The following is a 21,656-nucleotide window of genomic DNA, read 5'->3' as shown; positions in this document are numbered from 1 at the left end:
TTCCCTTTCCGGACTAATTAGCTTTTTTTTGGTTTAAATAGCGTACCATAGTTCCCTCCGCTTGTTTGTCTAACACGAACCTGTCGTCAAAGGGAACTGGAGTCCGCGATTTGAGGGTCAGGTTTGTCCTGCGAACCTACGAGTTACCCGACTAGTTTTTGCCCATCTGGGGTTGCACTTGCACGCTGCTCTTTCCGCTCCAACCCATAGCTGACGAAGCCGATCAGCAACCCTAGCACAGGTAGCAAAGCCCCAGCCCAAGGGAGATAGGTCAGCCCCATATGAGTAATGACCCACCCGCCGATAAAGGCGCCGCTGGCATTGCCGAGATTATTCGCCGAATGATTAGAGGTCGAAGCCAGCATAGGCGCGTCCTTCGCCATCGTCATAATGCGCAGCTGGAGCCCCGGCAGAATGCCGAAAGCAGCCGCGCCCCAGACGAAAATAGTGATAACAGCAGCAACGGGCAGATGAACCGTGATATTAAAAATAATAAGAATGAGGGCCAAAGCCGCGTAATTACCCAGCAATGCCGGCATGAGCTTCCAGTCGGCAAGCTTGCCGCCAATGATATTGCCGAAGGTGACACCAAAGCCGAAAAGAACGAGAATCCACGCAACACGATGTTCCGAGAAGCCTGTCACTTGTTCCAGCAGCGGTGTGATATACGTGAAAACGGTGAACAAGCTCCCGCTGCCCAGCGCACCCATGAGCAGCATCAACAGCAGCTTAGGCTGCGTTAAAGCACGGAACTGCTGAAGAATACCTGCGCTTTTCTCCTGCTTCACGCGCGGGATTAAAAAGATAATGCCGATAAGCGAAACAATGCCCATCAGCACAATCGCACCGAACGAGGCACGCCAGCCGAGCTGCTGTCCGATGAAAGTGCCAAATGGAACGCCCATAATATTGGCGATCGTGAGACCGGCCATCATAATGGAGATGGCCGCCGCCCGTCGATCCGGGCGAACCAGATGCACGGCGATAACGCCGCCTACGCCGAAGAACGTCCCGTGCGCTAGCGCTGTCACAATGCGAGCGCCCATCAAGATGGCATAGTTGGGTGCGATGACGCTGATGGCGTTGCCTAGGATGAACACACCCATTAACAGGCATAACAACAGCTTTTGCGGCAGTTTGTTTGTGAACAAAGCGAGAATCGGAGCACCGATCGCCACACCCATGGCATAGCTCGTGATGAGCTGGCCGGCTTGTGAGATGGTGATATGCAAGTCTTCCGCAACATTGGGCAAAAGGCCCATAATCACAAACTCCGTCATGCCAATGGCAAAGGCGCCAGCGGTTAAAGAAAGCAGGGAAATCGGAAACCGCCCTTTGGGAGCATCGGTTCCTTGTACGGTTTGATGACTCATTTTTCTGTCCAACCTCTCCGGTAAAGTCTAGTCTCTGTATCTATCTCTCTACCATGTTGCGCCATAGGCCCAAACAGGTCAAGATAATAGTCAAAAAAGTCAAAATAACAGGCTAACGAATGGCCTCTAATTCTTTATAATGAAAGATATGTAGCTTGTAAATGGTAAGATCCAGGAAGTCTGCTCGGACGGAAGGCCAACCGCCTTCACATGACATGGGAAAGTGGGTCGAATTACGATGAGTATATCTGTAGACAACTTGAACTTGGAAAATGTAAAAGCAGCCCTGCTAGCTGCGTCGAGTACCCCTTCACAGCTGTTGTTTCAGGATGAAACGCCTCTGCAAGTAAAGGCCCGTTTACTGCAAGGCAAGGAAAGCAAACAGCTGATCCAGGAGATCCGAGATGAAGGGGACAAGCTTTTGCAGGAAACGATACCGGCATTGACGTATTCCCTGTTTCGTTTATTCTCCACAACTGGCTCTCGAAGGGAATATGAGCTTGTGTATTTCCGCCGTCGCAACCGATTGACGACATTTGGTTTATTAGCTTGGTTAGATGAGGCGGACAGCCCTTATTTGGATGCGCTTTCTGATACAATTTCGTCCATTTTGGATGAGTATACATGGTGTTTGCCTGCGCATATTTTGCATGGGCCGGAAATGAGGTCTGCGGAAGAGTCGCAATATGCAGCAGAAGGGCTTGTGAACCGCTCCGCGGAGTCGTTCACCATTGATCTCTTCGCGGCGGAGACCGCCTTCGCGCTCAGCGAAATCAGCGCGCTGCTCAGCGACGCGCTTCCGCAACTTCTCCGCGTACGCATTCGCGAAGAAGTGCTGCGCCGCATTCTGCGGCCCTTTGTGACGCAGGCTCCCAGCCACTGGGAGACCGCGACTCACAACTGGGCCTCTGTCTGCGGAGGCTCCATTGCTGCTGCAGCGATTTACACGCTGCAGGACGAGGACGAGCTCGCAGCGGTGCTGGAGCGAGCTTTTCCCGCGCTCGCTTCGTACCTCAGCGGCTTCGAAGAAGACGGAGCATGTACCGAAGGGTACATGTATTGGCAGTACGGCTTCGGCTACTTTACCTATGCCGCTGATTTGATCTTGCGGCGTACCGGCGGCGCCGTCAATTGGTTTCAGGCGGACAAGGTGCGGCAGGTAGCCTTGTTCCAGCAAAAAAGCTTCCTCCATGGGAGGAAGGTTGTGAATTTTTCCGACTCGCAAGGGGAGGCGGGGATTTTCATGGGATTAAGCGGCTACCTGAAGCAGCTTTATCCGGAGATTGAGCATCCCGAGCTGTCGCTGCGTGCAGGTTTCCGTGATGATCACTGCAGCAGATGGGCGCCTGCGTTAAGGAATTTGCTCTGGTCTTTAGAGGAAGTGGAGGGAAGCGCTTGGCGAACGGCGGCTTACTATTTGCCGGATGCCCAGTGGCTGGTGTCCAGGCAGCTTCAAGAGCAGGGCGCTTATGTTTTCGCGGCCAAAGGCGGGCATAACAATGAACCGCATAATCATAATGACATCGGACATTTCATCCTGTATGCGCAAGGCGAAACGCTGCTTCCGGATCTGGGGAGCGGGCAATATTCGCGAAAATATTTTGGACCGGAGCGTTATGAAATCTTGTGCAACGGCTCGCAGAGCCACTCTGTACCGATCATTGACGGCTTGTTTCAACAGGCTGGGGCGGAGCATCGGGCAGAGGTGCTGGAGTATAGCAGCAATGGGGAGCAGGATGATTTCGCATTAGAAATATCCAGCGCCTATGGGATTGAAAAGCTTAATGAGCTTGTACGTCGATTTATTTGGCATAAAACAGAGCCGCCAACTCTAGAGGTGACGGACAGCTATGAATTCGCGCAAGCCCCAACAACCGTCGTGGAGCGGTTCGTGGCATGGCATCGCCCGCAGCAAGCGGAGGATGGGCGGATTTTAATAGCGGCATCGGCACAAGCACGGGTTTTTGTATCTTATGAAATGGACCTGTTTGATTGGGAGGTCGAGACTCTCCATCACGTGAATCATTTTGATCAGCCGGAGACATGTTATGCGCTTGATTTCAAGTTGAAGCCGGGCGTGTTGTCCGATTCTAACCTCAAAGTTCATGCCGTGTTTAGATTTGCCTTTCAATAAAATTAACTTAGGATGTGATCAACATGAGTACTTCACTAGATTGGGTTCAGGAAGCTTGGGACAAGACGGTCCACAAAGTAGCAAAGACAAGCCAAAGAATCGGAGACCGCTTCCCGCATGCCAGTGTGAAGGGCGAATACCAACTGGAGCCAGCATCTTGGTGGACGGCAGGCTTCTGGCCGGGACTGCTGTGGCTGTTGTACCGCGACACGCAAGATGAGCAGCTGAAGCTGCTGGCTGAGTCCTGCGAGGTGCAGCTCGATCAAGTCATCGCGGATTATTACCGCTTGGATCATGATATCGGCTTCATGTGGACGCTGACGAGCGTTGCGCGCTACAAGCTGTTAGGCGCGGAGGACTCCAAGCGCCGCGGCTTGCTCGCGGCTAATTTGCTTGCTGCACGATTCAACGTGCAGGGCAATTACATTCGCGCGTGGAACCCGTGGCGCGAGGGCGAGGATAATGCCGGCTGGGCCATCATCGATTGCATGATGAACCTGCCGCTGCTGCACTGGGCCTCCCGGACGACCGGAGACCCGCGGTACTCGCACATCGCCGTGCGGCATGCCGACATGGCGTTAGAGCACTTCATTCGCCCGGATGGTTCTGTGAACCATATCGTGGTCTTCGATCCGCACACGGGCGAGAAGCTTGAAGTGAAAGGCGGGCAGGGCTTCGCCCCTGACTCCGGCTGGTCGCGCGGCACGGCGTGGGCGATTTACGGCATGGCGCTGAGTCATCTCCACACGGGAGATGAACGGTATTTGGATGCCGCCAAGCGCGCAGCGCATTTTTTCATAGCCAACTTGCCGGAGGATCATGTGCCGCATTGGGATTTTCGTTTGCCGGAAGGAATCACGGCATATCGTGATACGTCGGCAGGCGCTTGTGCGGCCTGCGGGTTGCTTTTGATCGCAGAGCAGGTAAGCTGTCAAGAGAGCAGCCTGTACCGTCAAGCGGGTGAGCGCATCCTGCACTCGCTCTACACAAACTACGGCGCGTGGGACTCGGAGACGGAGGAAGGTCTGATCCTTCATGGTACGAGCCATTATCCGGAAGGCAAGAATGTGGATGTGCCGCTGATTTACGGCGATTATTATTTTGTGGAAGGCCTATCCCGGCTGTTGGGGCACGGGGAGATGTTCTGGTAGGCATTCGAATAAGCTGTCTGAGGTCAGAGATGACTTTGGGCAGCTTTTTTTGTTTGTAGTCATTCATATATAGACACGTCATATATCAGTGTGATATATTAACAGTCGAAATATCAAATATGAGCTTTTGTGGAGGAGATCTCACCTTGAACAGTCAGGACGTCATTTTAGGTACATTAATGGATCGTTCGTTAACTGGTTATGAAATAAAACAACTATTTGAAACTTTATATTCCTATTTCTATAGCTCGAGTTACGGCACAATTTATCCAATGCTTCACCGAATGGAGAAAGATGAGCTGCTGACGAAGGAAAGCATTTTGCAGGATGGGAAGCCGAACAAAAATGTTTACACCATCACAGAGAAGGGGAAGAAACAGTTCAACGAATACCTGAACAGTCCAATTGAAGCGGAGAATGTGAAATCGGATTTCCTGATGAGGCTGTTTTTTGGCGAATATGTGGGGAATAGCAAGGTCATCGAGTGGCTGGAGAAAGCTCAGATCCAAATCATGGAACAGTTAGATCAACTGAAAGACTTGTGCGTGTTGTACAAGGATAAAATGCATCCTTCGCAAGTCATCTGTATTCAAATTGGCATGAAGAATTATGAAGCTAAGCTCGAGATGATTACGGAAGGTCTGATTCGGCTTAGAAATTTAGAGCAAGAAGAGAGGGATTAACATGAATGGTTCAGGTTCAAATAAAAAGCTCATTATTTTGGCCATGGCGTTAGGCTTATTGATGTCATCTTTGGATAATACAATTGTGGCTTCCTGCATCAGTAAGCTAAGTGAGGATTTCAACGTGTTTGATAAAATCAGTTGGGTATTTACCGCGTATATGCTGGCGGCGACAAGTACCATGCTAGTGTTTGGAAAAATGTCGGATTTATTCGGCAGAAAAATGTTTTACCTGATCGGGATCGGTCTGTTTCTGGTTGGTTCAGCCTTATGCGGGATGGCGCAAAGCGTGGATCAGCTCATTTTGTTCAGAGTCATTCAGGGGATCGGTTCTGGCGCGCTCATGCCCATTAGTTTCACAATTATCTATACAATCTTTAACGATCCGAAGGATGCTGCTAAAATGTCAGGTGTTTTCGGGGCGATTTTCGGTCTTTCTTCCGTTGCGGGTCCGCAGTTGGGTAGCTTTATTGCCGAGCATCTAGGTTGGAGATGGAATTTCTATATCAACGTGCCGATCGGCTTGGCTTCTATGCTCGTTCTGATCATTGCCTTGAAAGAGACGCGTTCGGAACGCAAACCGAAAATCGATTATCTTGGCACCTTATTTCTCATTATCACAACTGTTTCTCTCATGCTGGCGCTGGAATGGGGCGGAAAAGATTACGCTTGGAGCTCGTGGCAGGAAATTGGCCTGTTCGCTGTGTCGGTGGTTTTTGCCGTTTTCTTTATTCTGGTTGAAAAGCGGGCTGCTGAGCCGGTCCTTCCACTCACCATTTTTAAGAACAAAATGGTGCTAGGAACCAGCATCATCGTCTTCTGTCAAGGTGTGCTTATGTTTTCGGCTATCACCTATCTTCCTATTTTTAGCGTTGCAGTGCTAGGTCACACCAACTCTAATGGCGTGCTTACGCCAATGATGGCCTCTCTTATTTGTGGTGCTGTTCTATTCGGCTTTTTACAATCCAAATTCGCCTTCCGTCCGCTGCTGCTCGTTAGTATGACGATGACGATTGTTGTTGCGCTGCTGCTGACCAAAGTTGGCCCGACCGCCTCTAGCGGGTATATGATCGCTCTTATGATTCTGCTTGGAATTGGTGCAGTCGGACCGCTGATGAGCGTTGCACAGAGTGCGATCGCCGCCAATGTCGACCCTAAATACATGGGAGTCAGCTCCTCCATCGTTGGCTTCTGGCGCAGCATTGGCGGAATCATGGGTGCGTCGATTATGTCAACAATAGTCAATAATAACTTGAGTGATCTGATAGCAGATGGTGCGGCCAAAGCTGGGATTCCCGCCGATAAGATTAGTACTCTGGCGAATCCAGAGCTGCTGATGCACGCAGGCGGAACGATTCCGCCTGAGATCCGTCAGTTCCTGCAAGGTGCGTTGGCGACCGCAATTAATCACGGCTTCATCCTCAGCATTTGCGTAGGTATCATCGGCTTCATTACCGCAATGTTTGTGGGCTCAAGCAGACTTGAATCCACGAAGAAGAGGCAGGAAGCTAGTCCTGTTCATGTGTAAAAGGCGGCCCTCACGGTGAGGGATAAGTCATAAAGCTGTCAGCTTGAAGCAGAACTTTTGCTTGGGTTGGCGGCTTTTTTTGGAATGGGTTAACACTTGGTGTGAGGTGAGGAAGAGGTGTGGATTGGTAAGTAGAGTAGGTAATGGAGCTGATTGGTGAGTGAGTAGGGAGTAGGGAGTAGTAAGTAGCAAGTCGTAAGCAGCAAGTAATAGGGGGTAAGAGGTACGTGTTAAGGAGCATGTAATAAGTAGTAAATAGTAAGTAGTGAATAGTAAATAGTAAATAGTGAATAGTAAGGAGTCGCGAGTAAGCACTAAGCGGTAAATGTAACGGAAAAAGCAGAAAAGAGAAGGGAGCAAGTGTTAAGTTAAGTAGTAAGTAGTAAGTAGTAAGTAGTGGGGATGAGTAGAGAGTGGTGAATAGTGAGTGGGAGGCAGAGTGGAAAGTTTCGGAGTTTCGCCTCGTTGGATGAAATCCAACGAAAATGGGATTTAACTGGTCAAAAAGCACCTTTCATTGGATGAAATCCAACCAAGTGTTCGATTTTGGGCTAATTTAGCAGGGTTTGAAGGTACCTCATTGGAATTCATCCAATGAGAAGTGGGATTTGCTCCAATAAATGAAGGTTTGATTGGAAATCGTCCAATGAAACGGAGAAAGGGGTCTCCAGATCGAGATCGGCCCCTATTTGATGAGGCCTGCGTCAGTCCTCGTTGCACTTTCTGCAACATAAATGAGGTCTGCAGCATGTAAACCCACTCTTTATTGTAGAAAATACAATGATTTGACCCCAAAAGCCCAGAAACGGCCTGTTTTAGCTGAAATTGTTGTACTTAGTACAACATAGAGAAGGGCAGAGGCCAATTTGGGCCCCTTTTGTTGCACAAAGTACAACAAAAGGAGAGCATGGGACTGCTGTGGCCCATCTTGTTGCACAAAGTACAACAAAGGGGTGAGCAGGGGGCTGCCAGACCCCATCATGCTGCATTTTGCGCAGATAGGCACTCACCCCCCCGTTACTCTGCCGTTCGCCAAGCGCTCAGCAGCTTCTCATGCTGCTGAGCAGCTAGATCGAAGCGGTAGGTAGCAAGCAGATTCTCCAGCTTCACTGGCGCAAGGAGCGGGTTCACCGGAATATCCGGCGCCACTGGAAAGGAGAAGGCGGTGTTCATGTAATCCGTCTGCACCTCGCGGGACAGCATGAAATCGACCAGCTGCTTAGCCGCAGCGGTGTTGTTGCCGCCCTTCAGGATCGACACGGCTCCAATCTCCCAGCCGGCCTGCGGCGGAATGAAGGAGGAGATGTTGTAGCCGGAGTTTTTGAAGCGCAGCTGATCGCTCAAAAACGAGACGGCCGCCGCCATCTCGCCTTCTGCCAGATGCTGCGCGCTCGTGTTGCCGGCGAACGTCATGGAGGCGCTCTGCTTCTTCAGCGCCTGCATCAGAGCGATCGCTTCGCCGTCGCCGCGCTGCTGGGCGAGCGAAGCGAGCAGCGTGTAGCCGGTTCCCGACGTCTCGGGGTCGGGAATCTCGATCTTGCCCTTGAGCTCAGGGCGCAGCAGATCTTCGTACCGCTGCGGCAGCGGCAGACCCTTCAGCTGAGGGTCCTGCTGCCAGACGGTCTGGTTCACGCCAATGGCGAGCGCCCCCATGTACATGCCGGTCCAGTAGCCGGCGGCATCTTTGTATTTAGCTGGAATGCTGCTTGCAGCTGCCGGAGAGTAGCGAAGGGATTTGCTTTTGTTTTTGAGCTGCTCATGCAGATCGGCAGGGCCGCCGAGGACCACGTCGATGCCGGTTTTACCCAGCGTCAGCAGATGGTAGCTGGCTTCGCCGCTCGACATTCGGATGATGTCGTAGGACTGGTCCGTTTTTTCCTTAAACGTTTCGAGCAAAATCCGCCCGGCATCTTCCTGGAAGATCACGTACACTTTGAGCGGCTGATTGCTTTTCTTTTCCCCGATGAAACGAAAACCAAGGCAAATCCCGATTCCCGCTAGGAGCACGAGCAAACTTTTTTTCCACATGCTGCAAAATCCCTCCTGAACAGCCAAAAAAGGAAACGCAAGTTTCCCTTTTCAGCCAAGCTGCTAATTGTATTTATGTCCTATTGATTTATCTTCATTAAATGAATTTTATCATCACTGGCATGGATCGTGACATTCCCTTGAAATCTGGTTAATCCGATGTCATACGCATCAACAATCCATTCTTTCATATTATTGTCCAGAATGAAATACCGCTCTTTCTCACCGAGGAACATCGATGATTTCACGAAGCCGCTAACGACAAAGCTGCCGGCCTCCGGCGCATTTATCCGCATAGATTCAGGGCGGATGCTAAGCAGAACCTTTTCGCCTGGTACAATAGCTTCATCCGTCGTTACGCTAGCTGTGCGGCTGCTCGCGCCATATTCCACTATGGCCTTACCACCCGTCACTTCGCGCACGGTAGCATCAACGAAATTGGTTGTACCGATAAAATCGGCGACATAAGGGGTGCGAGGCTTATAGTAGATCTCATGCGGCGTACCGTACTGGTCAATCGCGCCTTTATTAAAAACAACGATGGAGTCGGACATCGACAAAGCTTCGAGTTGGTCATGGGTGACGTAGATGACGGTTAACCCCAGCTCTTGTTGAATGCTGCGCAGTTCCACGCGGACTTCTTCCCGCAGCTTTGCATCCAGATTACTGAGCGGCTCATCCAGCAGGATGATCGGGGAGTTCATGACCAGCGCCCGGGCCATAGCCACGCGCTGCTGCTGACCACCGGACATTTCGTGCGGGTAGCGCTCCTCCAGGCCAGTCAGCTTCACTTTGGCCATCGCCGTTTTTACGCGTTCTTGCACTTCCGCCTCAGGACGCTTCTGAATATCCAACCCGTATGCGACATTATCGAACACGGTCATGTGCGGGAACAAAGCGTACTCTTGGAACACCATCGGCGTTCCGCGTTTATAGGGCGGCAGATCGTTGACGAGCTGGCCGTCTATTTTAATTTCACCCTCATCTATCGTATAAAAGCCTGCGATGGAGCGCAGCAGTGTTGTTTTGCCGCATCCGCTAGGTCCGAGAAACGTAATGAACTTTCCCCGTTCGATTTGCAAATCGATCTGTTTGAGCACGTGGTTGCTGCCGAACACTTTGCTGACATTTTTTAAATCCAATAAAACTTGTGTACTCATCATTTCTCACTCCTCATCTAGAAATCAAATATTTTAACCTTCGAGCGGAAAATAAGCTTCATTACACCGAGTGTAGCCAGTGTAGTTCCCATCAATCCGACAGCTACAGCGGCTGCCCAGTAGTAAGTTCCGGTCTCAGCGTAGTTGAAGATCGATACGGCGGCGACGACCCATTTGGGCGTAATCAGAAAGACAATGGTGCTTAAGGTGTTCATATTTTTCATAAAAGCGTAGACGAAGTTGGCGACAATGGTCTTTTGCAGCATCGGAAACACAATGGTTGTCAGTGTGCGGCGGCTGTCCGCTCCGAGATTGGTGGCTGCTTCCTCGATGGATTTGTCTACCTGCTTGAAGGAGGCGGTGAGTCCCCGATATCCAACAGGCATTTGTTTAAGCAGCATGGCTACGATGATTAAGATGGCGGAGCCTTGAAGCATGATGGGCCCGTTGCTGAAGGCCACGATCAAAGCCAAACCTACGAATGTCCCTGGCAAAGCAATGGGCAGAACGGCCGTGAAATCGAGCATTTTTTTACCTGGAAAAGGCTTTCGAACTACGACATAAGCCAGCACTAAGGCGAAGCCGACGGCAAGAATAGAAGCGATGAGCGACAGCACCAAGCTGTTAAGAACAGCGGGGCTGGACGGGTTGAACACCATTTTCGTGATATGACTCAGTGTAAATGTGTTGTCTCTCCCGAAGTTCTTCGTGAACGCAAACAAGATCGTAATGGCGAACATCGACAGAATGAAAAGTGCCATGATGCTGTTAAAAATAAATAGAAGGATGTCCGTTTTGCGAGACGTTTTGACTCGGTTTAGTCCAGAAACGGGTTTTCCGGTTATTGTGGAATAGGAGCCCTTGGACAGCAGTTTGCTTTGAATGACGAAAACTAACAGGGCGGGAATTACGAGAATGACGCCCATCACGGATGCGAGGCCAGGCTCGTTATTAATGATTTCTCCGTAAATTTCAACAGCCAGAAGGGAGTAGTTGCCCCCAATCAGCTTGGGATTTCCGAAGTCGGCAAAGCAGTTGATCGCCACGAGCAGAAACGCGTTGATAACGCCCGGCAGCGCTAATTTGAACGTGATGGTGCGGAAAAGCTTGAAACCGCGTGCCCCCAGGTTCTGCGCGGCAATTTCCAGGTTAGGCGATATGGAGCGTAGAACGCCCGTAATGGTCATGTAGGCAAGCGGGAAATACGAGATTGTTTGTACGATCCAGAGGCCCGGCAAGCCGTATAAATCAAGCTCGACGTTGAACCAAGCTTTGAGTGTTTGCGACACCATGCCGCCTCTGCCGAATAGAAGCAGGAAGGCGAGGCCGGTCATCACCGAAGGCGCGAGAATCGGGAGAAAGGCGATAAACCGGAAAAACTTTTTCCCCGCAATGTTGCTGTAATGAATCGAATACGCGTAAATAAAACCGCAAACTGTTGCCGTTAATGCGGAAAGGGAGGAGCTGACGACCGTATTCAGCAAGGCGGTGCCGTAACGGCTTTTGCTGAAGAAGGTCGTCCAATCCGTTGCTCCCGGCAAGGCAATGACGTAAATAAGCGGATAAATGACGAAGAGACAGAGTACGGCGAAACTGATGAGTACGAGGATCAGCGAGGAGGGATCTTTCACCAGCTTGCTGATCGAGGTGCCCATGCCTTTTTTTTCTATAATCATAAGGGGCTCACGACCGCCTTCCACATTCTTGGTTTAGAGGGGCATTGGTCCGCAGAAGATGCGGGTACATGCGGGACCAATGCCCCGGAAACGCTGGAAACGCTTTCTTATTTGAGGTTCTTGAGCGCGTCCTGCAGCTCTTTGCGCTGCTCGGCAGCTTTCCATAAGCTGTAGCTTGTATTGTATTTGGTTGTTTTGATGTCGATACCGCCTTTAGGGATCGGTACCGTAGGTTTCACTGAGCTTGCGAAAGCCGATTCGGTATAAAGAAGTCCAGGTTCATTCGTTAGCATGAAATCCATGAGTTTCTTGGCGCCTTCGGTGTTAGCGCCGCCTTTGACAATCGCCAGTCCGCCAACTTCATAACCTGCGGCTTCCGGAACGATCGAAATAATCGGGCTGCCTTGATTTTTCATTTTCAGCTGGTCGCCAAGAAAGGTGATACCGATGGTGTACTCTCCTTTAGCCGCTTTTTGAATCGGCTCGATTCCCGACTTTGGTCTTTCTTTCAGGTTGGGCAGCAGCTTGGCCACATAGTCCAGCATTTTGTCTTTGCCCCATACTTGAGCAAGGGAAGCAACGGCTGTATAAGCGGTACCGGAGGTTGCCGGGTCGGACATGCCGATTTCGCCTTTAAATTTAGGGTCAAGCAGCTCTTGGAACGTCTGCGGATATGGCGCAGCAGCGTATTTCTCTTTCCAACGCTGCTCGTTGATGCCAATAGCAATTGGATTCAGGTAAAAACCAGTCCAGGATCCCTCTTTATCTTTCATGTTGTCTGGGATATCTTTGGCGTTCGGAGAAATGTAATTCTCCAGTGCGCCTGCTTTTTTCAAAACTTCGTGCGAATCCGCCGGGCCGCCCATGAGGAAGTCCGCTTGGGGTTTGCCCATTTCATTTTGAACGCGTGTCACGGCTTCACCGCTTGGGAGACGAAGAACGTCGTAATCGATTCCGGTCTCTGCCTTGAATTTATCCAGAATCTTACGCGCTTCTTCTTCTTGGAAAATGGAATAAACGGTAATTTTGCCTTTCGCTTTCCCGCCAAAAACACCAGACTTGTACAGGAAGAATCCTGCGACAAGCACGACAACAATAACGGATAAAATCATAACGGAGCTGTTACTTTTCTTTCTAGCCATTTCATCAACCATCCCCTCGATAGGTTAGGAGGCGTCACTTAACTTGAAATAGGCTTTATGGTTGGTTTCGTCCAACAAATCGAACACGATGAAGTAAGCGTTATCATAGAGATCGATATGCAGCCAATGCTTTCCGCTCGCGGCTTCATCCTTTAGCTGTACAACATAGTGGGCGCTCGGGCGCTCTGCCATGAAGTCAAAATGGCTGAAGTCGATCAACCGGACTGCCGTTCGCATCTGTGCCGTCAGCGCAGTCCGATCCCTCTCGGATAACGCGGTAAGAACGCCGTCCTGCAAGCGAAATACTTGATGGATCGGGTTCGCAATCACATTGCCGACGGTTTCTGCGGTGAGCGTTTTGTCGATCAGCATATTTTGCAGTTTGCGGATCTCCGCGCTAGTATCCAGCGAGTTCACGAGGTCACTGCCGAAACGGAAGCCGCTGGTCCCGATTTGGAAAGGCACATCCTCTTGATCCAAGTAGGCCATGGAGCCTGTTAGCAGCAGCCGTGAAGCGTTTGCACGAGTGGGCTGCCCACTGCCGTTTAATAAACGCGTGAATGAAGCTTTCCACGCAATCAACTCTTTGGGATCATCAATCGAGATGGTGCCGATACCCGGGTACGTGACATTCATGCTCATGGGAACGCCGTCGAACATGTCACGGCTGTTCGGGTCCTTCGGAACCGTTCGAACTTCATCGACGCCGATTCGGAATACATAAGCAAAAATGCCGATCAACGTACAACCGATCACGATTTGCAATAAGATGAGACGCAACCATGAAAGCCCTTTCTTCTCCTCTTGCATGTAGATTACTCTCCTTTTATCTCAGAAAAATCATTGATTTGTATCAATTTTGTAACAGACCTTGAGGGCGTACAGGTTCCATTTGGAAGCTCAAAATGACTTCCGTTCCGCTTCCCTCACGGCTGTGCACGGTGATGTCGCCACCTTGCAGCTCCATCAATTGCTTGCAAAGCAGCAGCCCAAGCCCGTGCGAGTGGGCGGATACAGGCCGCTCGGCTTTTTCAGCAGAAGGATGGAACAGCGTGCGCGTTTCCTCTTCGTCCATGCCTTTGCCGTTATCGGTAATACGCACGAGACACCGGTACTCCTGCTGCTCCAACCGTACGCTTAGCTGCGTGCAGCCGCTATGTTTGATTGCATTTTCTATGACGTTGAACAAAACCTGCTGTGTACGTTTTGGATCCATGTATACCTCACACGGTTCTACTTGGACAGCAGTCGTAATGGCGGACTTATGCAGTGTAGGCTCCAAAATGCGCAAGCTATCCGTCAGGATCGCAGCCAAGTCGGTACGCTCAAGCTGCACCCGCCAAGCCTCATCGCCTTTGAGCGACGATTGCAGCAGCTCTTCGACCATTTGCAGCAATCGTGTGCTTTCCTTGCGGATGTATACATTGCATGTTCGAATATCATCGATGCGCTCCATTTTATCAATCAGATCGGAGAAACCGATGATGGAGGTTAGCGGCGTTTTCAACTCGTGTGTGACATTGTCGTAAAATTTTTTCTGCTTGCTCTGCTCATAATGGAGCAGCTCGATATGCTCTTGCAGCGCCTCGGACATTCGATTAAAGTCATCGGCCAGCTCCCGCACCTCGTCCTGGCTGCGTACGGTTATTTTTCGACTGAAATCGCCTACGGTCACTAGCTTCAAAGCCTGCTGCAAGGCGTGCAGCGGTTGCATGATGAAGAATGAGAACGAGTAGCTCGCGAGCAAAGCAACAAGCAGGCAGCCTAGTGCGACGCCAATAAACCAGGTCCTCATCGCGGACAGGGTTTCTTCGTGTTTATTTAGATCGAGCAGGTAGCGGAACCCGCCGACAATTTTGCCTTCGTAAAGGAAGGGGGAGGCATAGATAAGCATCTTGCTGTTCTCACCTTCCGTAATGACGGTGGCGGTTTGCCCTGCGAGCGCAGCGTCGATATCGCTTCGCTTAACCAGATCTTCCCGGTTTCCGCTATCGCCGATAATGGTGCCCTCCGGATCAAACAGCTGGACTTGGAAGTTGCTGTTGGCAGCGAGATGCGAGGCGATCAGCGGGGCATACGTCCCGGAAAAAAGCTGCTCGATGCTAATTTTTTTATCGTTTACAATTTTTAACGCCTCGATGCGGTGGAGGTCGTAATATTGGCTAAGCGTCTGGGTATCCCGCTCAATCATACTTTTGCTTAGCGTATAGTTGACGACCACATACATCGCGGCCAGCAGCATGATAATCGTAATGGTGTGCTGAATGAACAGCTTATTGCGCAGCTTCATGGCTTAAACCTCCAGCTTGTAGCCCATTCCGTGAACCGTGGCCAGCACATGATCGTGGGGTTTCATTTTCTCGCGGAGCCGGTTCACCATCATATCGACGGAGCGGGTTTGTCCGTAGTATTCGAACCCCCATACCTGGTCCAAAATGTGCTCCCGCGTGAACACCTTCTTCGGATTTTTACACAGCAACCAGAGGAAGTCGAACTCTTTGCTGGTTGTTTTGACAAGCTGGCCCGCCACTTTCAAAGACCGCTCATTCCTATCGATCTCTATGACGCCGGCTTGGAGGATATCGACCGCGTGTGAAGTTGTATCCGGGGTCATTCGGCGCATAACCGCCCGAATTCGCATGATTAGCTCCCGTGTTTCAAAGGGCTTGGTCAAATAATCATCGGCGCCGAGCTGGAAGCCTAATATTTTGTCGTTCATTTCGTTTTTCGCTGTGAGTACGATAACAGGTATGTCTTTATACGATTGTTGCAGCGTTTTCAAAAGCTCAAAGCCCGACTGATCCGGCAGCATCAGATCCAGCAAGATCAAATCAATCGGCTGCGCAGCGAGCACGTCGAGACCGGAGGCGACGGTCCCGGCTACGATCGGGTGAAAGCCCTCAACTTCAAGGCTTAATTTGAGCAGCATTTGGATGCTGGAATCGTCTTCAATAATTAATATCGTCATTTGGAAAGTTCCTTTCCGGCAGCATTATGCATATCGTAGGCATGTCTCATTAAGCATCATCTATGTGTATACATTCTACACAACAGACGAGCTATGTAAATACGATTGACTTATATTGCCTTTTACAAAAAGCGTTTTCAACCTTATGATGAGAGTGGTGATGTAATATTTCTTTCCGTATTAGGGAACTTAATTTGATCTGCAACGTACTACAACAGGTGACAACAAATCAGATCCGACACGATGTGGAGAGAAGGAGTTCTAAACGGAATGAAGCATGATGATAAAAATGGGTGGCGTTCAGACATCGCGCCATACGAAAGAGCGCATATGAAACACAGCCTATGGCAAATTATGAATACATTAATTCCCTTTTTTGCATTATGGTATTTTGCCTATTTAAGCCTTTCGGTCTCGATCTGGCTTACGCTTGTGATCGACATTATTGCCTCCGGCTTCTTGGTGCGAATTTTTATCATCTTCCACGATTGCTGTCACAAATCATTTTTCAAAAATAAATGGGCGAATGAAATTGTCGGTACGTTGACAGGAATCCTGACATTCGTGCCATATCATCAGTGGCGTTACACGCACTCCATTCATCATGCATCCAGCGGCAATTTGGACCGCAGGGGTGTAGGCGATATTTGGACGCTGACGGTTGATGAATATCAGAAATCCTCATGGAAAAAAAGGCTTACCTACCGGCTATACCGCAATCCGCTGATCATGTTCATTATTGGACCGATCTTCATTTTTCTTATCGATTATCGTTTTAACCGCAAGCGTGCGGGAATGAAAGAACGCATGAATACGTATATCACGAATGTTAGCATCGTGGGAAGTTTAGCGTTACTGTGCTGGGCAATTGGCTGGCAGTCGGTGCTCCTTATTCAAGGTCCGATGTTTTTCGTTTCGGGCATGATGGGGATTTGGCTGTTTTATGTGCAGCACAACTATGAAGAGACTTATTTTGAAAATGAACCTGAGTGGGATTATGTCAAAGCGGCGATGCATGGCAGTTCTTTTTACAAGCTGCCTAGAGTGCTGCACTGGATCACGGGGAATATCGGGTTTCACCATATTCATCACCTGAGTCCGCGGGTTCCGAACTATTACTTGGAAAAGGTTCATAACAAAAACGCTGTGCTGCGCAACGTGCAGACGATTACGCTGATGACGAGCTTGGAATCGCTCAAATTCCGTATTTGGTGTGAAGATACGAAAAAATTCATTCGTTTCAAGGATTTGAAGCCTATCAAAGTGAAGAGAGGCCTCGTCAAAACGTTGGAAATGGACTAGGTTATGAGGCAGAGCCGGCAGTTAAAGTAGATTCTACTTTGATTGTTGGCTCTTTTTGTTGGGTTTGTGGTTGGTGAGGGAGATTTTGGAATGGACCGCGGGCGTGAGCTGGGCGTTCATAAGTGAGCTGATCCTCGTTGGATGAAATCCAACGAAAAGGCGATTTTGGGGTGCTTTTAGACCCGGTGCGTTGGACTAAATCCAACGGGGGGCTCGATTTGGCGCTAATATGAGGCCATTTTGCGGTGAGTGATTGGATTTCATCCCATGGAGCTGAGGATTTAAGGCGATAAAGCGTGTTTCCATTGGAAATGATCCAATGGAACTTGAAGTAGCGGGGGGGGTTACCCTCAAGCCGCCTACGTTTCTTATCTACGCTGCACTTTCTACAACGTAGAAGCCGCATAAACAGCACAAGCCCTACACTCATTGCACAAAGTACAACCATTTCACCCAAAGTCGCGCTTAAAGTAGCTAATTTTAGCGATATCGTTGCACATAGTGCAATGTAGAAAGCTCGAGGTGTGTGTTATCTGCCTTTTCGTTGCGCATAGTGCAACGTAGAGTGCTCCAGGTGTGCGTAACCAGCTTTTCGTTGCACAAAGTGCAACATAGGCTAGATTGACTCGAAACGCGAGGGGAAACTGGTGGCATCGAACCGATTATTTGAGATACAAGGGTGCGGTTGTAGGTGCAGGTTGAATTTTCTTCCACCTGACGAGATGCTCTAGTCGCCCCATATTGTATTTTGTGCAGTGTCGAGCACGCAACAACTTCAACCTAAAAAAAACACAAGTCGGTGAAAAGACATTCCATTGTTGCAAGCGCTTTAGCAAGGTACCATAGGGGTATAACATCGACGAAGAAATAGTGAGGGGGGCTAGATGATGGCGGTAGGCGCGCAAGCGGTAGAACAGATGAATAAGCGTGCGCAGACGAAAAAGGGCAAGTCCTTTCTGCGAACGTTTTGGAAGTATAGGGCGCTGTATCTGATATCAGTACCTGGGATTTTATATTTTATTATTTTCAAGTATGTACCGCTGCTAGGTTCAGTTATTGCCTTTCAGGATTACAACATTTTTGACGGCTTCACCGGAAGCAAATGGGTGGGTTTTGAACATTTTACACGGATGTTTGCCCATTATGATTTTATCAAAATTTTGAAAAATACAGTCTTAATCGGGATCTACGATTTAGTGCTTGCATTCCCTGCGCCAATCATCCTGGCTCTCTTGCTTAACGAGCTGCGCGTTGTGCTGTACAAGCGCGTTCTCCAGACGGTCGTCTACATGCCTCACTTCCTGTCATGGGTTATCGTGAGCGGGATCGCCATCGGCATTCTTTCCCCTTCGACGGGCGCGGTGAACCATTTCATCGCTTGGCTGGGGTTTGAACCGATTTACTTCTTGGGCGAAGAATCATGGATCCGCACGGTTCTTATCTCGTCAGGGATTTGGCGGGATTCAGGTTACGGCACGATTATTTATTTGGCAGCGCTTGCGGGAATTAATCCGGATTTATATGAAGCTTCGGAAGTGGACGGTGCCAACCGTTGGAGACAAACCATTTCGATCACGCTTCCATCGCTGCTGCCAACCATTATGATTTTGTTCCTGCTGCACATTGGTAAATTCTTAGATTTCGGCTTCGAGCGCGTATACGTGTTCTTGAATCCGCTGAATAAAGAAAATGGTGAAATTCTGGATACCTACATTTATACCGCGGGATTATTAGGCCAACAGTTCAGCTATACAACGGCCATCGGTCTTTTTAAAGCAATAGTAGGTGTCATCTTTATTGTAACGGGTAATGTGCTCAGCAAAAAAACAACGGGTGAAAGCTTGTATTAAGACGGAGGTGAACGCTATATGAATCGCAAGCCGACAGCCGGTTGGCAAGTTTTTAACATATTTAATGTCGTATTTCTAACGCTCTTATCCTTGGCGATGCTCCTGCCGTTCTTAAACGTGCTGGCTCAATCGTTCAGTTCATCTCAAGCTATCGTGAATGGCAAGGTTTTGTTCCTGCCGGTTCAATTTACAGCGATCAACTATCAATATGTATTTAGCGATGCGGCCATCTGGCGTTCTTTCGGAGTAACCGTGTATATTACGGTAGTGGGCACGCTCATCAACTTGATTGCAACAGCTTCACTGGCTTATCCGGTGTCCCGCCCCGAGTATGCCGGACGCAATGCGGTCGTGATTATGGTTCTAATTACGATGGTCTTTACAGCACCATTAATTCCTAACTTTATTTTGATGAAAAACTTGCATCTGACGAACTCGCTTTGGGCTCTTATGATTCCAGGTGCGATCAGCGCCTTTAACTTTTTCGTAATGAGGTCGTTTTTCCTGCAAATCCCGAGCGAATTGATTGACTCCGGCCGGATCGACGGCTGTTCAGAGCTCAGAATGATCTGGAATATCGTACTTCCTCTATCCAAGCCGGTTATGGCGTCCCTTGGGATTTTCTATGCCGTAGGCCACTGGAATACGTATCAAAGCGCGCTTTACTATATCAACAAACCAGCGCTATGGCCTCTTCAAGTGAAGCTGCGCCAGCTCATTGTATCTGAAGATATCAGCATCGATCCTAACTCTTCGCAATTTAGCGGACTGGCTCATATGGATCCGGAGGGGATCAAAATGGCGACGATTATTATCGCGACGATCCCGATTATCCTGATTTACCCGTTCTTGCAGCGTCATTTCGTCAAAGGGATGATGGTAGGCTCCGTCAAATCATAAGAAACCATTTGTGAAATGATGTATGAGATGGCGAGTTTTAACAACATTCTAAAAAAAAGACAATTCGAACTAAAGACAGCCCATATCGACAAATTGTAAACGCTTTTACAATGAATGTGTATGAGGTCATATTTTAGCGAAATGAAAAGAGGGGTAGAAATGAAAAAATGGATTCCCACGACGATGGCCGCAGTTCTCTTGGCCACTACGATGGCAGCTTGCTCTTCCAAGCCAGCAGAACAACCGGCAACCAGTGCGGCAGCTAACGGAGCTAGCGCAAAGCCGGCGGAAAAAACGAAGTTCTCCATCTCCTTGCGTACACTGGCATTCGGGCACGTGGAGAAGTCTCCTGATATCAACCAAGACAAATGGGTAAAGAAACTCGAAGAACTAACAAACTCCGATTTGAATATCGTGCTTGTTCCGCACAAAGAATATGAACAAAAAATGATCCAAATGTTTGCAACCAACGACATTCCTGATGTTGTTCAAGGCAGTGGGGGTGTGAACGGGAAAGAAATGGCGGGTTCCGTCAAAGCAGGCGTATTCATGCCGCTGGACGACTTGCTGAAGCAGTACGGCCCTAACTTGCTGAAAAAAGTGCCGAAAGACGCTTGGGATAACGTAACATACAACGGTAAAATCTATGCGATTCCGGAGTATTTGTCCAACCCATCCCGTCGCGCGATCTTCGTTCGTAAGGACTTGCTGGATAAAGCCGGTCTAGGCGTGCCGAAAACAGTTGATGAGTACATGGCTGTACTTCGCAAGTTCAAAGAAATGGGCGTTGAGAACCCCTACATGGGTCGCGAAAACTTTAAATATGCGGATTCCTTCTTTGGTGCCTATGACGTCTATCCATACCTCTCCATGTTTGAGAAGTCCGGCGATCAAATTTTGCCGAAGTTTTTCGATACAGAGAATATGACCAAAGCGCTTCAAACCTACAAAACGATGTTTGACGAAGGTTTGATTAACAAAGAATTCGCAACGATCAACGCAACGGTATTCAAAAACACAATCCTTGCGGGTAAAGCAGGTATGTGGTCCATGAACGCCAATGAAATGCTGCAATGGGAAACACAGTTGAAAACGACGGTGCCAACGGGCGATATCGAAATCATCGCGTCCCCGACAGGACCGGACGGTAAAGGCGGCCACTACTTGTATGGACCTGCGCCGCGTGCTTACTTCATCAACAAAAACGTGAAAAATGCTGCGCAAATCATCAAGTTCTACGACTGGATGATGTCAGACGAAGCTGAGAAGTTCTTCACATTCGGTATCGAAGGCGACACGTACAAAACGGTAGACGGCAAAATCGACTACAAATCGCCGACAGATTCTGCTGGTGTAGATGAAGAGCGTTACCGCCAATCCTTCTTGTGGTTGGTTCAAGATACAACTTATAATAAAGGCACACTTAGTATGACAGAAGATGGCAAGAAATTAATGAACGTGTACGATACGACTTTGAAAAATGAAGGACGCGACGGCATCAACTTCGAGCCGCGCTTGGAGTCCTTAATGAAAAATCCTGATATTTCACCGCTGTCCGACCAAGCGCCTCCTGTTATTCTTTCTCACATGGTCAAAATGGTGTACGGCAAAGAGCCGATCTCCGATTGGCCAAAAGTATTGGAAGAGTGGAAGTCCAAAGGCGGCAACGAAGTGATCAAGGAAGCTACAGAGAAGTTCAATAGCAAAGATTCCGGTACGACTGTGTCGATGCCGCGTAAATAAGCTCAAGCAATTGAGCAT

16 protein-coding genes are annotated in these 21,656 nt (G+C 49.3%); 8 read left to right on the top strand and 8 right to left on the bottom strand.

Features of this window, described 5'->3' with window-relative positions; translation table 11 throughout:
• Positions 1–143: 143 nt before the first annotated feature.
• Positions 144–1,373 carry an MFS transporter gene (locus tag PCH02S_RS13885; RefSeq protein WP_127453937.1) on the bottom strand — a complete coding sequence of 410 codons (1,230 nt, stop codon included), beginning with the start codon at positions 1,371–1,373 and terminating at the stop codon, positions 144–146.
• Positions 1,374–1,611: 238 nt separating this feature from the next.
• On the opposite strand from PCH02S_RS13885, the gene PCH02S_RS13880 reads away from it, so the two are divergent.
• The 4 genes from PCH02S_RS13880 to PCH02S_RS13865 all read left to right on the top strand — a co-directional run bounded on the left by PCH02S_RS13880 (position 1,612) and on the right by PCH02S_RS13865 (position 6,869).
• A complete protein-coding gene (locus tag PCH02S_RS13880) occupies positions 1,612–3,507 on the top strand; it encodes a heparinase II/III domain-containing protein (RefSeq protein WP_127453935.1) in 1,896 nt (631 codons plus the stop codon).
• Positions 3,508–3,530: 23 nt separating this feature from the next.
• Positions 3,531–4,658, top strand: coding sequence for a glycoside hydrolase family 88 protein (locus PCH02S_RS13875; protein WP_127453933.1), 1,128 nt, complete (start codon positions 3,531–3,533; stop codon positions 4,656–4,658).
• A 146-nt stretch (positions 4,659–4,804) separates the two neighbouring features.
• Positions 4,805–5,341: a PadR family transcriptional regulator gene (locus PCH02S_RS13870; protein ID WP_164819563.1), complete on the top strand. Its 537-nt coding sequence runs from the start codon at positions 4,805–4,807 to the stop codon at positions 5,339–5,341.
• 1 nt (position 5,342) lies between these two features.
• Positions 5,343–6,869: a DHA2 family efflux MFS transporter permease subunit gene (locus tag PCH02S_RS13865; RefSeq protein WP_127453928.1), complete on the top strand. Its 1,527-nt coding sequence runs from the start codon at positions 5,343–5,345 to the stop codon at positions 6,867–6,869.
• A 1,017-nt stretch (positions 6,870–7,886) separates the two neighbouring features.
• Here PCH02S_RS13865 and PCH02S_RS13860 read toward each other — a convergent pair.
• The 7 genes from PCH02S_RS13860 to PCH02S_RS13830 form a co-directional block, all read right to left on the bottom strand.
• Positions 7,887–8,897 carry an extracellular solute-binding protein gene (locus PCH02S_RS13860; RefSeq protein WP_127453926.1) on the bottom strand — a complete coding sequence of 337 codons (1,011 nt, stop codon included), beginning with the start codon at positions 8,895–8,897 and terminating at the stop codon, positions 7,887–7,889.
• An 80-nt stretch (positions 8,898–8,977) separates the two neighbouring features.
• Positions 8,978–10,057 (bottom strand): ABC transporter ATP-binding protein, encoded by a 1,080-nt coding sequence (locus PCH02S_RS13855; RefSeq protein ID WP_218033154.1) that lies wholly within the window; start codon positions 10,055–10,057, stop codon positions 8,978–8,980.
• 17 nt (positions 10,058–10,074) lie between these two features.
• Positions 10,075–11,733, bottom strand: a complete 1,659-nt coding sequence (locus PCH02S_RS13850; RefSeq protein ID WP_127453922.1) for an ABC transporter permease — start codon at positions 11,731–11,733, stop codon at positions 10,075–10,077.
• Between the two features lie 107 nt (positions 11,734–11,840).
• Positions 11,841–12,875 (bottom strand): ABC transporter substrate-binding protein, encoded by a 1,035-nt coding sequence (locus PCH02S_RS13845; RefSeq protein WP_164819562.1) that lies wholly within the window; start codon positions 12,873–12,875, stop codon positions 11,841–11,843.
• A 24-nt stretch (positions 12,876–12,899) separates the two neighbouring features.
• Positions 12,900–13,685 (bottom strand): DUF3919 family protein, encoded by a 786-nt coding sequence (locus PCH02S_RS13840; protein WP_127453918.1) that lies wholly within the window; start codon positions 13,683–13,685, stop codon positions 12,900–12,902.
• Positions 13,686–13,728: 43 nt separating this feature from the next.
• Positions 13,729–15,165, bottom strand: a complete 1,437-nt coding sequence (locus PCH02S_RS13835; RefSeq protein ID WP_127453916.1) for a HAMP domain-containing sensor histidine kinase — start codon at positions 15,163–15,165, stop codon at positions 13,729–13,731.
• Between the two features lie 3 nt (positions 15,166–15,168).
• The gene (locus PCH02S_RS13830) at positions 15,169–15,843 is read right to left on the bottom strand and encodes a response regulator transcription factor (RefSeq protein WP_127453914.1); all 675 of its coding nucleotides are present in this window, start codon (positions 15,841–15,843) and stop codon (positions 15,169–15,171) included.
• A 270-nt stretch (positions 15,844–16,113) separates the two neighbouring features.
• On the opposite strand from PCH02S_RS13830, the gene PCH02S_RS13825 reads away from it, so the two are divergent.
• The 4 genes from PCH02S_RS13825 (at position 16,114) to PCH02S_RS13810 (ending at position 21,638) form a co-directional block, all read left to right on the top strand.
• The gene (locus PCH02S_RS13825; RefSeq protein ID WP_127453912.1) at positions 16,114–17,145 is read left to right on the top strand and encodes a fatty acid desaturase; all 1,032 of its coding nucleotides are present in this window, start codon (positions 16,114–16,116) and stop codon (positions 17,143–17,145) included.
• Between the two features lie 917 nt (positions 17,146–18,062).
• Positions 18,063–18,995: an ABC transporter permease gene (locus PCH02S_RS13820; RefSeq protein ID WP_246069078.1), complete on the top strand. Its 933-nt coding sequence runs from the start codon at positions 18,063–18,065 to the stop codon at positions 18,993–18,995.
• Positions 18,996–19,013: 18 nt separating this feature from the next.
• Positions 19,014–19,895: a carbohydrate ABC transporter permease gene (locus tag PCH02S_RS13815; protein ID WP_127453910.1), complete on the top strand. Its 882-nt coding sequence runs from the start codon at positions 19,014–19,016 to the stop codon at positions 19,893–19,895.
• A 159-nt stretch (positions 19,896–20,054) separates the two neighbouring features.
• Entirely contained in the window at positions 20,055–21,638 is a 1,584-nt protein-coding gene (locus tag PCH02S_RS13810) for an extracellular solute-binding protein (protein WP_127453908.1), read from the top strand.
• Positions 21,639–21,656: the final 18 nt, after the last annotated feature.

The sequence above is a fragment of the Paenibacillus chondroitinus NBRC 15376 genome (assembly GCF_004000765.1).
Classification (GTDB): Bacteria; Bacillota; Bacilli; order Paenibacillales; family NBRC-103111; genus Paenibacillus_E; species Paenibacillus_E chondroitinus.
This window is presented reverse-complemented; position numbering and strand designations above follow the sequence as displayed.

Excerpts from the sequence above, each read along its gene's own strand:
- PCH02S_RS13885 (WP_127453937.1), bottom strand. The coding sequence starts at position 1,373 with ATGAGTCATCAAACCGTACAAGGAACCGATGCTCCCAAAGGGCGGTTT.
- PCH02S_RS13880 (WP_127453935.1), top strand. The coding sequence starts at position 1,612 with ATGAGTATATCTGTAGACAACTTGAACTTGGAAAATGTAAAAGCAGCC.
- PCH02S_RS13875 (WP_127453933.1), top strand. The coding sequence starts at position 3,531 with ATGAGTACTTCACTAGATTGGGTTCAGGAAGCTTGGGACAAGACGGTC.
- PCH02S_RS13865 (WP_127453928.1), top strand. The coding sequence starts at position 5,343 with ATGAATGGTTCAGGTTCAAATAAAAAGCTCATTATTTTGGCCATGGCG.
- PCH02S_RS13860 (WP_127453926.1), bottom strand. The coding sequence starts at position 8,897 with ATGTGGAAAAAAAGTTTGCTCGTGCTCCTAGCGGGAATCGGGATTTGC.
- PCH02S_RS13855 (WP_218033154.1), bottom strand. The coding sequence starts at position 10,057 with ATGAGTACACAAGTTTTATTGGATTTAAAAAATGTCAGCAAAGTGTTC.
- PCH02S_RS13850 (WP_127453922.1), bottom strand. The coding sequence starts at position 11,733 with ATGATTATAGAAAAAAAAGGCATGGGCACCTCGATCAGCAAGCTGGTG.
- PCH02S_RS13845 (WP_164819562.1), bottom strand. The coding sequence starts at position 12,875 with ATGGCTAGAAAGAAAAGTAACAGCTCCGTTATGATTTTATCCGTTATT.
- PCH02S_RS13840 (WP_127453918.1), bottom strand. The coding sequence starts at position 13,685 with ATGCAAGAGGAGAAGAAAGGGCTTTCATGGTTGCGTCTCATCTTATTG.
- PCH02S_RS13835 (WP_127453916.1), bottom strand. The coding sequence starts at position 15,165 with ATGAAGCTGCGCAATAAGCTGTTCATTCAGCACACCATTACGATTATC.
- PCH02S_RS13830 (WP_127453914.1), bottom strand. The coding sequence starts at position 15,843 with ATGACGATATTAATTATTGAAGACGATTCCAGCATCCAAATGCTGCTC.
- PCH02S_RS13825 (WP_127453912.1), top strand. The coding sequence starts at position 16,114 with ATGAAGCATGATGATAAAAATGGGTGGCGTTCAGACATCGCGCCATAC.
- PCH02S_RS13820 (WP_246069078.1), top strand. The coding sequence starts at position 18,063 with ATGAATAAGCGTGCGCAGACGAAAAAGGGCAAGTCCTTTCTGCGAACG.
- PCH02S_RS13815 (WP_127453910.1), top strand. The coding sequence starts at position 19,014 with ATGAATCGCAAGCCGACAGCCGGTTGGCAAGTTTTTAACATATTTAAT.
- PCH02S_RS13810 (WP_127453908.1), top strand. The coding sequence starts at position 20,055 with ATGAAAAAATGGATTCCCACGACGATGGCCGCAGTTCTCTTGGCCACT.